The sequence below is a fragment of the Parasphingorhabdus marina DSM 22363 genome, from assembly GCF_900128895.1.
Classification (GTDB): domain Bacteria; phylum Pseudomonadota; class Alphaproteobacteria; order Sphingomonadales; family Sphingomonadaceae; genus Parasphingorhabdus; species Parasphingorhabdus marina.
In genome coordinates, this window is record NZ_FSQW01000001.1 from 90,337 (window position 1) to 103,202 (window position 12,866).

At 59.7% G+C, this 12,866-nt stretch carries 14 protein-coding genes; 2 read left to right on the top strand and 12 right to left on the bottom strand.

Annotated elements, in window-relative coordinates:
- Nucleotides 1–91: 91 nt before the first annotated feature.
- On the top strand, nucleotides 92–1,318 hold the full coding sequence (locus BUQ90_RS00455) for a TCR/Tet family MFS transporter (RefSeq protein ID WP_074204773.1): 1,227 nt from the start codon (nucleotides 92–94) through the stop codon (nucleotides 1,316–1,318).
- Here BUQ90_RS00455 and BUQ90_RS00460 read toward each other — a convergent pair.
- From BUQ90_RS00460 to BUQ90_RS00515, 12 genes are all read right to left on the bottom strand, one after another.
- On the bottom strand, nucleotides 1,300–2,310 hold the full coding sequence (locus BUQ90_RS00460; protein ID WP_239447378.1) for a glycerophosphodiester phosphodiesterase: 1,011 nt from the start codon (nucleotides 2,308–2,310) through the stop codon (nucleotides 1,300–1,302). The two genes, BUQ90_RS00455 and BUQ90_RS00460, sit on opposite strands and share 19 nt — an antisense overlap.
- Before the next feature lie 80 nt (nucleotides 2,311–2,390).
- Nucleotides 2,391–2,675 carry a DUF427 domain-containing protein gene (locus BUQ90_RS00465; protein WP_074203215.1) on the bottom strand — a complete coding sequence of 95 codons (285 nt, stop codon included), beginning with the start codon at nucleotides 2,673–2,675 and terminating at the stop codon, nucleotides 2,391–2,393.
- The gene (locus BUQ90_RS00470; RefSeq protein ID WP_074203216.1) at nucleotides 2,675–3,196 is read right to left on the bottom strand and encodes a metal-dependent hydrolase; all 522 of its coding nucleotides are present in this window, start codon (nucleotides 3,194–3,196) and stop codon (nucleotides 2,675–2,677) included. Before BUQ90_RS00470 ends, BUQ90_RS00465 begins: the two co-directional genes overlap by 1 nt.
- A 28-nt stretch (nucleotides 3,197–3,224) precedes the next feature.
- The gene (locus BUQ90_RS00475; RefSeq protein ID WP_074203217.1) at nucleotides 3,225–3,593 is read right to left on the bottom strand and encodes an ArsC family reductase; all 369 of its coding nucleotides are present in this window, start codon (nucleotides 3,591–3,593) and stop codon (nucleotides 3,225–3,227) included.
- Nucleotides 3,594–4,063: 470 nt separating this feature from the next.
- Nucleotides 4,064–4,468, bottom strand: coding sequence for a GFA family protein (locus BUQ90_RS00480; RefSeq protein WP_074203218.1), 405 nt, complete (start codon nucleotides 4,466–4,468; stop codon nucleotides 4,064–4,066).
- Between the two features lie 13 nt (nucleotides 4,469–4,481).
- The gene (locus tag BUQ90_RS00485) at nucleotides 4,482–4,913 is read right to left on the bottom strand and encodes a GNAT family acetyltransferase (protein ID WP_074203219.1); all 432 of its coding nucleotides are present in this window, start codon (nucleotides 4,911–4,913) and stop codon (nucleotides 4,482–4,484) included.
- Nucleotides 4,913–5,920, bottom strand: a complete 1,008-nt coding sequence (locus tag BUQ90_RS00490; protein WP_074203220.1) for a zinc-dependent alcohol dehydrogenase family protein — start codon at nucleotides 5,918–5,920, stop codon at nucleotides 4,913–4,915. The genes BUQ90_RS00485 and BUQ90_RS00490 overlap by 1 nt, the downstream gene beginning before the upstream one ends.
- Before the next feature lie 39 nt (nucleotides 5,921–5,959).
- Nucleotides 5,960–6,661 carry an endonuclease III domain-containing protein gene (locus BUQ90_RS00495; RefSeq protein WP_074203221.1) on the bottom strand — a complete coding sequence of 234 codons (702 nt, stop codon included), beginning with the start codon at nucleotides 6,659–6,661 and terminating at the stop codon, nucleotides 5,960–5,962.
- A 52-nt stretch (nucleotides 6,662–6,713) separates the two neighbouring features.
- Complete coding sequence (locus BUQ90_RS00500) at nucleotides 6,714–7,469, bottom strand: class I SAM-dependent methyltransferase (protein ID WP_074203222.1); 756 nt, start codon at nucleotides 7,467–7,469, stop codon at nucleotides 6,714–6,716.
- 49 nt (nucleotides 7,470–7,518) lie between these two features.
- Nucleotides 7,519–8,325, bottom strand: a complete 807-nt coding sequence (locus BUQ90_RS00505) for a DUF4238 domain-containing protein (protein ID WP_159436997.1) — start codon at nucleotides 8,323–8,325, stop codon at nucleotides 7,519–7,521.
- A gap of 69 nt (nucleotides 8,326–8,394) precedes the next feature.
- Nucleotides 8,395–9,954 (bottom strand): glutamine-hydrolyzing GMP synthase, encoded by a 1,560-nt coding sequence (gene guaA, locus BUQ90_RS00510; RefSeq protein WP_074203224.1) that lies wholly within the window; start codon nucleotides 9,952–9,954, stop codon nucleotides 8,395–8,397.
- Between the two features lie 361 nt (nucleotides 9,955–10,315).
- Nucleotides 10,316–11,959, bottom strand: coding sequence for a tetratricopeptide repeat protein (locus tag BUQ90_RS00515; protein WP_159436998.1), 1,644 nt, complete (start codon nucleotides 11,957–11,959; stop codon nucleotides 10,316–10,318).
- Between the two features lie 269 nt (nucleotides 11,960–12,228).
- Between BUQ90_RS00515 and BUQ90_RS17740 the strand changes: the two genes are divergently transcribed.
- Nucleotides 12,229–12,765 (top strand): LPXTG cell wall anchor domain-containing protein, encoded by a 537-nt coding sequence (locus BUQ90_RS17740; RefSeq protein ID WP_074203226.1) that lies wholly within the window; start codon nucleotides 12,229–12,231, stop codon nucleotides 12,763–12,765.
- Nucleotides 12,766–12,866: the final 101 nt, after the last annotated feature.

Genomic DNA, 12,866 nt, shown 5'->3' on the forward strand with positions numbered 1-12,866 from the left:
GGCCAGCATTGCGTTTCCCCCGGAAATGCGGCAGACAATAATTCTCTCACGACTCAGCACCGAAATATTTCTCCAGATTTGGGAATTTGTCATGCCTACGGCCCGCAAGCCGCAGTCCATATTGCTGTTCGTCGCGTTCATTGTCTTCATCGACATGGTGGGGATCGGCCTGATCCTGCCGGTTATGCCTTCCCTGATCGGCGGGCTCAGCGGCGCAACCATCGACCGCGCCGCTGAAATTGGTGGCTGGTTGCTGTTTGCTTATGCCACGATGCAATTCCTGTTTGCGCCGGTGATCGGTGGCCTCAGCGACCGGTTCGGGCGGCGACCGGTTTTGCTCGTCACGCTGTTCCTGTTGGGTCTGGACTATGCGATCATGGCTTGGGCCCCCGATTTGGTCTGGCTGTTTATCGGCCGGATCATCTCCGGCATCATGGGTGCCAGCTGGGCCGCGGCGAATAGCTGTGTCGCCGATGTTGCCAGCCCGAAGGAACGTGGGAAATTTTTCGGAATATTGGGTGGCGCTGGTGCTTTTGGCTTCGTGATCGGCCCCGGAATCGGTGGTTTGCTCGGCCAATATGGCGACCGGCTGCCGTTTATTGCGGCCGCCATACTCGCCCTGCTCGGGGCGCTGATCGGCCTGTTCATTCTCCAGGAAACGCTGCCACCGGAAAAACGCCGGTCCTTCTCGCTGACGCGCGCCAATCCCTTGGGCAGCATCATCCAGATGGCGCGGACGCCGCTGGTGATCGGCTTTCTGTCGTCGATCTTTGTGCTGCAGCTCGCCGCGCAGGCCCAGATTGCGGTCTGGGCCTACTGGCTGATCGAACGGTTCAGCTGGAGCGTACTGCAGATCGGGATCAGCGTTGCGATTTACGGCCTGCTCATTGCGATCGTGCAAGGCGGCCTGACCGGGCTCGCCATTGCCCGGTTCGGGGAACGGCGCACCGGACTGTTCGGCCTGATGTTCGCAATGCCTGCCTATCTCTGCTTCGCTTTCGCCACCCAGGAATGGATGGTCTATTTCGGCATCGTCATCGGCGCGATGAGCGGCTTTGCCTTTCCCGCCATGCAGCAGATGATGAGCAGCCGGATCAGCGAGAATGCGCAGGGGGAATTGCAGGGCGCAGTTGCCAGCATGATCAGCCTGACATCCATATTCGGTCCGGTCATGATGACCGCGATTTTCGCGGCATGGGCGGATGATACCGGTTATTATTTCCCCGGCGCGCCGTTTCTTGTCGGCACGGTTTTGATGGGGCTGTCGTTATTGATCTATGCCGTAACCGCTCGGCGTTTCTACTCAGCGCCGGCCTGATTACGGGCCGTCACGGCTTCCGGCACATTGTCGCTGAACAGCCCGTCGACCCCGACCGCGAGAAAACGCTGGATTTCCTCTTCGAGATATCCGGTCCCGGCGGGATTGATGCTGCCCTTGAGATCTGTCGGCAGGAAATAGTTCTCACGCCGGAACGTCCAGGGATGCACTGCCAGCCCGGCCGCGTGGGCGGCCGCGACCAGACCGGTGTCGGCATCAAGGCGGTCCAGCGAATCCCGGCTGATCACCATGGATTTGGAGGGGCCGATACCGCTGGCATAGAGGGCGATGTCCGCCAGTCCTTCCGCCGAGACCATGTCCGCATAGCTGGTGTCTGGCTGGTCCGGCGGACCGCCTTCTCCGGCTACAAGCTGGATCAGGCGCACCTTCGTGCCGAGCTTGAGCAGTTTGAGATTATCGACCTCGAACGACTGGATGAATACCGGGTCTTCCGGCCCATCATAACCATAGCGGGCGAGCAGTTCGAGCAGCGGCGCGTCATGCGGCAAGCCGATACCGGCAAAATAGGACGGGTGCTTGGTTTCGGGGTAAACACCGATCCGCTTGCCGGTTTCGGCTTCATGCTGCTTGAGAAGCTCCAGTATCTCCTCAAAAGTCGGCACCGGATATTTGCCGTCATGTGCGGTATTGGCTTCGCGAAGCTGCGGCAGGCGTTCCCGCGCAAACAGCGTTTTCAGTTCAGCCAGCGTGAAGTCTTCGGTGAACCAGCCTTCATAGTCGCGGCCGTCGATGGTCTTGCTGGTCTTGCGATCGGCAAATTCCGGCCGGTCGGCGACATCCGTCGTCTCGCTGATCTCATTCTCGTGCCGCGCAACCAGGATCCCGTCTTTGGTCAGCACCAGATCCGGTTCGATAAAATCCGCACCTTGTGCGATGGCGAGTTCATAGGACGCCAGTGTATGCTCCGGCCGTTCCCCACTCGCGCCGCGATGGGCGATGATGATCGGCGGTTCGCCGTTCAGGGTGGGCATGTTGTTCGTCACCTCCGCATCCGTTCCGCAACCGCCGAGCATCAGTGTCAGCGGGATGAGCCACGCCCAGCTGGCGCGCATCAGGCCGACACCTCGACGCCCTTCCAGAACGCGATCCGGTCCCGGATTTCCGCCGCGGCATCCTTGGGATCGGGATAGTACCAGGCCGCATCGCCATTGGTTTCCCCATCGACAACAAGATTGTGATAAGAGGCCGTGCCTTTCCACGGGCAGAAGCTGCTATGACTACTGTCGGTCAGAAATTCCGCCCGGACCGCTTCGCGCGGGAAATAGTGATTGCCTTCAACCACAACTGTATCGTCACTTTCCGCAATCACCGTGCCGTTCCATTTCGCCTGCACCATCATCTTCTCCCTTTTCGGACATAAATCACAATTGCCGTCAGCAGGGCAAGCGGCAACCAGATCCATTTGGCCTCGGATTGTAGCACGGCCAGACCACGTTCACTGACAAAATTTGCGATTCCGATGGGGGACACGGCGATCGGAGTATGTGGCGCGAAATGGCGCGTATCGCTCCACGGCCAGAATAAAGCCGCCCCCAGACCGCCATTGGTCAGCGTATCCAGCAAGCCATGGGAAGCCATGGCAATGAAAAGAAAAAGTCCCGCGACCAGATATTTCTGCGGTCGCAGCAGCGCCGTGGCCAGCAAAGCAGCGACAGCCGCAAAGGCCAGGCTGTGCGTGGCCCCGCGATGGCCCCAGCTGTGCGCATAGTCGATACCATAGCTGAATCCGATGACATCGGCATCTGGCAACATCGCGAACGCCATGCCGGTCACAAGCACCGGCATCGGGATCCGCTGGCGTCCCAGCATCAGCGCTCCGGCAATCGGCACCGCGGCGTGGGTCATGATCGTGGGCATCAGGTCAGTCCCTCACGCCCGGCCCATATCAGCTGTTGCGGGCTTCCAGACCGGCGGCCTCATAATCTGAAGCCTTGAATCCGACGACCAGCTCGTCACCATGTTCCAGCACCGGGCGTTTGATCATGCTGGGATTTTCCGCCATCAGCATCACCGCCGTGTCATCGCCGACATTCTGTTTCACCATGTCGGGAAGTTTTTTGAACGTGGTGCCACGCTTGTTGAGCAGGGTTTCCCAGCCCACCTGCAACACCCACATTTCCAGCTTTTCCTTGGTGATTCCCGACTTTTTATAGTCATGGAACACATAATTGTGGCCGTTCTTCTCCATCCAGTTGCGCGCTTTCTTGATCGTGTCGCAATTGGAGATGCCATACATCTTGGTTTCGCCTGCCATGATATTTACCCTGCTTTCTGGTCTGCTGCATGCGGTTACTTGTTCGCGCAGCGTTTGAGGAACGGAGATAGCCACAAATCGCGGCGGTGCAAGAGGCAATCGTGCGGGATGAGCAGTATGGAGACGCGAGATTTTAGTATCGTTTGCGTGTGGATCGAGTGTTTTGAGTCTTGATTTTAACCTCAAGCGCCGGGCGCGGGCATCCGCCCGCTTGGCTACGCGCCATAAGGCGCGGCGGCCGGTCGGCCTTGCCTCCGCTTCGCGTCGGTTTGGCGCTCCTTCATGAGGTCGCGTTTCCGAGCGCAGCGAGGCAAGCGCGACTGCGCGCCCGAGCTACTGCGAGGAAAGCCAAGCGGGCGGATGCCCGCGCCCGGCGCCTGAGGTCAAAACAAAGACTCTTCTCCAGCTCGACGCCTGAGGTCAAAAAATCCATTCTCATCGCACTACGACACCAGATGTCCGGTAAATCGTCAATCCCGCGCTTCATAGCCTTCGGGCAGCTGGCGGATCTCATGATCCGGATCGAACCAGGGCGCGGCATCCGAACGCCATATATGGGCGTCCGGTTTCCGGGTGATCTCGGTATCCATGCAACCCATGCGCAGCAGCACCATATTGGCCGCTTTCCGTTCGGCGATCAGCTGCGAGCCGCATTTGGTACAGAAATACCGGTGCTTGCCGGGCGATGACTCGAACCGGTTCAGCACATCCTTCCCCGCCGTCCAGCGGAACGCTTCGGGCGCAATCGGCATGACGCTGGAAAAGGCCGCGCTGTGCGCCTTTCGGCAGGTTTGGCAATGACAATGGATGATGATGCCCGGATCACAGTCGGCTTCGTATCTGACCGACCCACACAGACAGCTCCCCTCTAGCATCTCGTCAATCTCCTCATATCGAATCCAGTCTGCGACCGATGGTCACCACCGGCTGCGTTTCATATCCGATGGCCTGATAAAACCCGATGGCCTGCGCATTATCTTCGCGAACCATCAGCTGGATCTTCAGCGCCTTGCGGTCCCGCAACCATTGCTCCGCCGCGCCCATCATCTTCCGGCCATATCCGGCACGTCGATGTCCCGGATCCACGGCCAGATAATAGACCCAGCCGCGATGCCCGTCGAATCCGGTCATGATCGTGGCCACTATCTGGCGGTCCCGCTGCAGGATCAGAATGACGGATGTCTCACCTTCAATGGCCAGCTGAAAATCTGCCGCCGCATCATTCCAGGGCCGGGTCAGGTCGCAGGCTTGCCACAAAGCAATCACTGCCTCCCGATCGTCCGGCGTGGCACTGCGCACAGATTCAGCCCGCCCGGTCATCAGATATCGACGACAATTTTTCCGAAATGCTGACCCGATTCCTGGTGACGGAACGCGTCGGCGAGATCCGCCAGCGGGAAGGATTTGTCGAGCACCGGCTTGATGCCATTGGCATTGATCGCCGCGATCATCTCCTCCTGCTGCGCCCGGCTGCCCACGGTCAGCCCCTGCACACGCAGATTTTTCGCCATCAGCATCGCGGTCTGGACGGGTCCGGCAAATCCGGTGAGCACGCCGATCAAGGCGATATGTCCGCCAATCCGGCTCGCCATCATCGACTGGTCGAGTGTGCCGGGACCACCGATCTCGACAACACAGTCGACACCCTTGCCGCCGGTCAGCTCCAGCACTTTCGGGCCCCAGGCCTCCACTTGCTTGTAGTTGATCAGATGATCGGCACCCAGTTGTTTCAGCCGGGCGAGTTTGTCATCCGACGAGGATGTTGCGATCACCGTGGCGCCGGCCGCCTTGGCAAATTGCAGCGCAAATACCGATACGCCGCCCGTCCCCTGCACCAGCACAGCATCGCCCGGCTTCACACAGCCATCGACAAACAATGCGCGCCAGGCGGTCAGACCGGCGCAGGTCAGGGTCGCAGCTTCCGCCGCGTTGTAACCGTCCGGCGCATGGGTCCAGGATGTGGCCGGACCAACCGCCTGTTCGCACGCATAGCCGTCAATGCCGTCGCCCGGCACCCGCTGGAAGCCGCCCTCGGGCGGCGTGCCGTCAATCCAGTCGGGAAAGAAGGTCGAGACCACCAGATCCCCCGCCTTGAATTCGGTCACGCCTTCGCCCACGGCGGTCACTTCGCCGGCACCGTCGGACATGGGAATCCGGTTTTCCGCGGTCGGCAGCATGCCCTTGACCACCGCATAGTCATGATAGTTGAGCGAGGAGGCCCGGAGACGCACCGCAATCTCGCCGGGCCCCGGAACGGCCGGATCGGGCAGATCCACAAGTGCAAGATTATCGAGTGATGCGGGTGCGGCGAGCTGGATGGCTTTCATGTTGTCAGGATTCCTCTGTTCTTGTTTTCCGGCCCTCTATCACATCTGCCCGGCGGTTCGGCAATCCTGACGAATTGGACAGGAGGCACAATCGGGCTGCTTCGGCCGGCAATATGTCTGGCCGAGGCGTTTCGCCAGCAGATGATGCTCGTCCATATCTTCCGCCGCCCACTCTTCGGGCAGCACCGGCATCAACTCGTCAAACGCGCGGGCAAAGTCGGCAGTGGGAGGGATCAGACCGGTACGCTGCATCACCCGGCAGTGGGCGGTTTCGATCACGAGGGCTTTGCGGTTTAGCGTGCTGGCGTTGAGCACCCCGGCGCTGATCTTGCGCCCGACGCCAGGCAGGCTTTCCAGCCATGCCATCGCGTCTTCAATCGGCAGGTTGTGCAAATGGGTCAGGCTGACCTCGCCGCGTTGTTCGCGGATTTCAGTGAGGCAGGCCTTGAGCCGCTGCGCCGACTGCCCGGGAAAAGTCGCGGTGCGCAGACGGTCGGTCAGCTCGTCGACCGGCGCATCCGCAACGCTTTCCCACGCGCCATATTCCGCGAGCAGGTTATCGGTATTTGCATTGGAAATCCGCGTCTTCGACCGCGCGCCGACCACTCCCTGCACCAGCGTCCAGACCGGGTCCCGGCGCTTCTCCGGCGGCCGGATGATCCGGCCAAAACGCGCAATCAGCGCCGCGTGAATGCGGCGAAGGATTTCGGTGCGCGGATCAGAACCAAGAGGGAGTTGCATGGAGGAGGATATGCGCGAGTTGCGCTCGGTTTTCCAGCTTGTCGTGACCTGATTAGTCCGCAGTGCGACGGGCAACATAATAGCCATAGCCGAAAAAGTCGGCATGACGCTCGTAGAGATCGATCTCTTTCTGCTCGGCCCTCAGGATCGCCTGTGCCGCTTCGGATTGGCCATGGCGTTCGAGAAATTCCGGAAAGCGGGCCTGCATCGGCCGGTAATAATTGTCGAGCCAGCAATGTCTGGGCAGTGGAAAATAGCCGAGCGGGGCATATCCGGCCCGTTCCAGAATCGCCATTTTCGCGGATCCCGTCGCGACTTCGGGATATTCCCGGGTCCAGTGGTCTTCCAGTTCGGTCGGCCGCGCATCGGTCAGCCAGGTCAGTTCGGACACCGCCAGTATCCCGTCCGGCTTCAGAAAATCCCGCCACGCCCGGACGCCCTTTTCAAAACCGATATTGTAGATCGCCCCCTCCGACCAGATCGCGTCAAGCGAGCCGGGGTCAAAGGTCAGCGCATCCATGGAGACCGCCTGTGTGGTGATCCGGTCTGACAGCCCGGCTGCTGCGGCCCCCTCATCTAGCCGCTCCAGAAAATCGGGCAAAAAGTCGACTGCGATCACCTGCGCATCCAGTGCCTCTGCCAGCACCAGCGTCGACGCCCCCGTGCCGCAGCCGATATCGGCGATTGTCAGACCGGACTTGTCCTGCAGGCCGGACAGCGTGATCGCCAGCCGCGTCTCGTCATCACCGCCGGGGCCTTGCCGGTGGCCCTGTTTGTGCAGATCGATGATCAGGTCGAGTTCGGTCACGATAGTGTTTCCATGCCTCCCAATATCGTCATCCCGTTGCGCGGCCGGGTTACCCAAAAATAGATTGGACCGTATCCAGCTTGCTTTTTCCAAAGCGATTGACAATGAAACGCTCTTGGCTTTTGTCGCTTGCCGCCACAAAATGCGAAGCGCGTTCAACTACTTGTCTGTTCAAATTTCTCACTACTTCCTCCAGCTTTTGCCTCTTCAGTTTCGTCATGAAATTTGAGTCTGTTCGAATTGCCAAAAAAATTTCCGTTGGAGAAATTGGTAATGCAATGTGACCATCTTCGCGCATCAAGCCATTTGTCATCACTATTGGTTGCTCGGAGACAAGCAACTGAAACCTGCAGCTATCGGTTCTTACAACGTGCCAATCCATTTGAGCTATGAACAAGACTGTTCGCTCACTTTCAATGAAAAAGGGAAGATTCTGTTTTGCCATTTCAACGGCCTCGGAATCATTCAAGAAAGACCCGTCGGACAATTGAGTCGATCGCCATTTTTCTTTCCACATTTCGATCGATTGAGGAACTCGGTGCATCAATGAATAGACAAATCTTGCCCAATTAACGATGTCATCATCGCTCATCGATTCAATTTCCCTGTTCAAAATTTTGTAGAATGTCTTAGCGGCCAATGAATCGACCTTCTGAAAGAATTCCAACTCAATGTGATGCCGGTGCTCAGTTGCAACATCATCAAGTGTATAAATATCTTTCTGAAAGCCGGTAGCACTTGGAAACACTCGCCTTGAAACAATTTTTCCATCGATAGGACTGGTGTACCTTTCCAGTCGGCCGTCATCTCCACACCAGTTTTTTAGCAGAAATTCCGGGATGAAATGCTGCTTCACAGCCTCAGCGGCTCCTTGCATTGCCGAGTGAAACCGGAAACCGTCTCCCGGACGATTTCTGTTGCGGCTTCACTCCCACTCAATCGTCCCGGGCGGTTTGCTGGTATAATCATAAACCACCCGGTTGATCCCCTTCACCTCATTCACAATTCGCGTCGCCACGCGGGTCAGGAAGCTGGAGTCAAAGGGGTAGACATCGGCGGTCATGCCATCTGTGCTGGTCACGGCACGGAGGCCGCAGACATTGTCGTAGGTGCGGCCGTCGCCCATCACGCCGACGGTTTTCACCGGCAGCAGCACCGCAAAGGCCTGCCAGATCGCGTCATAGAGCCCGGCATTGCGGATTTCCTCCAGATAGATGGCGTCGGCTTTTCTGAGGATATCACAGCGTTCCTTGGTCACTTCGCCGGGAATGCGGATCGCGAGGCCCGGGCCGGGGAACGGGTGGCGGCCGACGAATATCTCGGGCAGGCCGAGCTCGCGGCCGAGCGCCCGGACTTCGTCCTTGAACAGCTCGCGCAGCGGTTCGACCAGTTGCATGTTCATCCGCTCGGGCAGGCCGCCGACATTGTGATGCGACTTGATCGTCACGCTCGGGCCGCCGGTGAAGGATACGCTTTCAATGACGTCGGGATAGAGCGTGCCCTGGGCCAGGAAATCAGCACCACCCACCTTGTTCGCCTCGATCTCGAACACGTCGATAAAGGTCTTGCCGATAAATTTGCGTTTCTTTTCGGGGTCGGTCTCGCCTTTCAGGCCATTGAGGAACAGCGTCTCGACATCGAGATGCACGAGCGGGATGTTGTAATGTCCCTTGAAAAGGCTCACCACCTGATCCGCCTCACCCTGGCGCATCAGGCCATGGTCGACGAACACGCAGGTCAGCTGTTCGCCAATCGCTTCGTGGATCAGGACGGCCGCGACCGCGCTGTCGACACCGCCGCTGAGCCCGCAAATCACCTTGCCGTCCCCGACCTGTTCGCGAATTTCCTTGATCTTGGCTTCCTTGAACTCGGCCATGGTCCAGTCGCCGGCACAGCCGCAGACATGACGGACGAAATTGGCGATCATCTTGCCGCCATCGGGCGTGTGGACCACTTCGGGATGGAACTGCGTGCCATAATAGCGCCGTTCGTCATCCGCGATCAGCGCGAAGGGCGCGCCGTCGGTGGTGGCGACGATGCGGAAGCCGGGCGCAAATTCGGTCACCTTGTCGCCGTGGCTCATCCACACCTGGTGCTTTTCGCCGACTTTCCAGAGGCCGTCGAAAAGGACACATTCTTCGGAAATCTCGATAAAGGCACGACCAAATTCGCCGCTGTCGCCGGACTCGACCTGTCCGCCGAGCTGATGCGTCATGACCTGCTGGCCATAACAGATGCCGAGGATCGGCAATCCGGAATCAAAAATCACATCCGGCGCGCGCGGGCTGCCCTCTTCCGGCACCCCGGCCGGCGATCCGGACAGGATCACGCCCTTCGGTTTCAGGCGGTTGAACGCCTCCTCGGCATTGTTGAACGGCGCGATCTCGGAATAGACCCCGGCCTCGCGCACGCGGCGGGCAATAAGCTGCGTCACCTGACTGCCGAAATCGACGATCAGGATGGTTTCTTCATGAGCTATGGACATGGCGTTGCGCTTAATGAGACGCGGGGGAAGAGTCTATATTTTTTGTCCCTCAAGCGCCGGGCGCGGGCATCCGCCCGCTTGGCTTTCCTCGCATAAGCTCGGGCGCGCGGTCGCGCTTGCCGACGCTGCGCGTCGGTTTGGTGAACTCCCGAGAGGGCTCCGAACCGAGCGCAGCGAGGCAAGGCCGAATGGCCGCCGCGCCTTATGGCGCGTAGCCAAGGCGACGGATGTCGCCGCCCGGCGCCTGAGGTCCAAAAAAAACTCTTCCGCGCCCGGCGCTTGAGGTCCAAACAAAGACTCAAAACCTCACCGCTACACCAAATATCCGCTCGGGATAGCCGGAAAATAGGTGTCGTATCCTCTAATTCCACGCCAGCAGATTGTCGATCTGCACCTGCTGTTCCCCCTGCGCCTGCGCCGCGAGACTGCTTGCAATCTGGCGCGCCTCGTCTGCTTCGCCGTTCACCGCCAGCGCATTGGCAAGGTGCCAGCGAAACTCGATATTGCCAGGCTGGGCCGCCGCCGCTTCGCGGATCAGCGCGAGGGCCCGGACGGGATCCTTGCGTGTCTTGAGCAGGATCCAGCCGAGTGTGTCCTTGACCATCGCGTCATCGGGCGCCAGTGCCAGCGCCTCTCGCGCCAGTTCCACCGCCCGGTCGCCCTGCGACAGGTTCAGCTGCGCCATGGCCGCATTGTTGAGCAGCATCACCTTTTGCGGATGGGGTTTGGCCAGCAGCCGGTCGTAGATCTCGGCCGTCGTCCGCCAGTCCTGTGCGATGATCGCCTGTTCTGCCCGGAACACGGCATTCAGGTCCGCTACCTTTTTAAGCTCCGCTGCCCGACGGGCATAATCCGCACCATCCTGACCGGCCGCATCTGCCAGCTTTGCCGCCTGCTGCAGCACCGCAACCGGTGCCGTCACCGTGTCCGCGAGCGGGGCGATGGCCTGCCAGGCTTCACTGGCATTGCCCGCTGCGGACAGGGCCGAGGACAAGGCCACAACCGATTCCGCATCCGCCGGATTTTGCGACAGATAGCGGCTGAGCTTGTCAATCGCCTGTTCGTGATTGCCGCGCCGCATGTCGAGAATACCGGCAAGCCGCAAGGCCGGTGGTGCCTCGGCCAGGTCCGCCTGCGAATTCAGGATCCGCTCGAAGGCAGCGTCGCTTTTGCCGGCATCAAAATCCATCCGGGCAAGATAATAGGTCGCCCAGGGATGGGCCGGAGATGCAGTCAGCACCTTTTCAAAGCTCTGCCGCGCGGCGCGGCCGTCGCCCATGTCGCGCAGGACTGCACCGCGCAGATACTCCGCCATGACGCTATCCTGACGAATTTCCCGGACGCGGTCAAAAGCCGCCAGCGCCGCCTTGCCATCGGCTTTCGCCAGCGCCACGCGCCCCTGGAGCAACAGCGCTTCCATGCTGTCGGGTGCCTGCTGCAGCGCGCGGTCTGCATGCTCCGCGGCGCCGTCAAAATCGCCGAGGTCGAGCGCGCGGCTGCCGCGCACCCAGTTGAGTTCGGCATGATCAGGAGAGGCCTGCAGAGCTTCGGCCAGCGCGGCCTCGGCTTCGCTATCGCGCCCCAGCCCAAACAGTGCCAGCACATGCACGGCCTGCAATTCCGGTGCCGTTGCTCCCCCGGCGTCGGCGACCAGTTCCAGCGCCGCGTCATTCTTGCCGTTGAGCAGCAGCGCCTTGCCGAGAAGGGGCCGCACCTTGTCCGCAAATTCCGCCTGCCCGTCCAGCTTGCGCAGCGCTGCCTCTGCGCCGATGCCATCGCCCAGTTCGATCAGCGTCCGCGCATAGAGCAGGTTGGTTTCCGGATTGCGGCTGTCCTCGCGCAGCGCGGTCATCAGATGGATGCGGGCGGACAGATAGTCCTGCGCACCCATCGCCGCCTCGGCGTCCGCCACCGGATTATCCGAGCCGGCCGAACAGGCACTCAGGGCGCCGGCGGCCATAATCTGGAACAGGACAAGGCCCTGCAATCTCTTTTTGCGCGTCATTTTCATCCGTTCAAATTAGCAAAAAGGTCTTTCTTTTTGGCTAACGATTCGATGCAAAAGCCGCGCGCAAACCGGGATTGCGCCAATCGGCCAATGGTGTCGGAAATTTTAACGTTATTGCCTAGCTAATGATTGTGGTTAATATATATCCATCTGATATTTAATGATATTCTCCGAGTGGCACGTCACTTGCTTATCCTGTTCCGGGAATGTTTTTGGTGTCCGGCAAAGGACCGCGGCATCGAAAACAGAGATGGAAGGACAATTTGATGAAAAAGACATTGATCATCACCGCAATCGCCGGAACGCTGGCCGCGATGACGCCGGCCAAGGCGGCGATCTACAATTATAACGCCTGGATCAGCAACGGCATCGGTAGCGCGCAGGTATCGGTGGATTCAACCGCCGGTACCGCAACCTATACCGGTCGCAACATCAATCTGACGGTCTCCAGCAACTCGCTCAAAGGCTTTTCCGGGGCCAACAGCCGCCGGACCACCTACAAGGCGGAAAATATCAGCGGATCGTTCCGTCGCTATGGCCGCACTTACAGTGCCTATCAGTCGACCCGGCCGAAGCACACGCAGATCGCGCTGGGCGGCAATTCCAACTTCCTGTGGACCTATGGCCGCGACCGCTGGGGTCGTCACATTGACTTTGATGGCAAAGGCAAGCTGAAATATACCGGTTCGACCGGCGGAACTCCGGTTCCGGCACCGGGCATGCTCGGCCTGCTCGCGCTGGCCCTCGCCGGCCTCGGCTTCGCGCGTCGTCCGAAAGCGGCGAAAGCCACCGTCACCGCCTGATCGAAGGTCAGAACAGAATTTCAGAAGGGCTGCGGTGACGCGGCCCTTTTTCTTTGGGCGTTTGCTTTCACCCGAGCCAGTGTCTACCCTCGCCGCTGCCA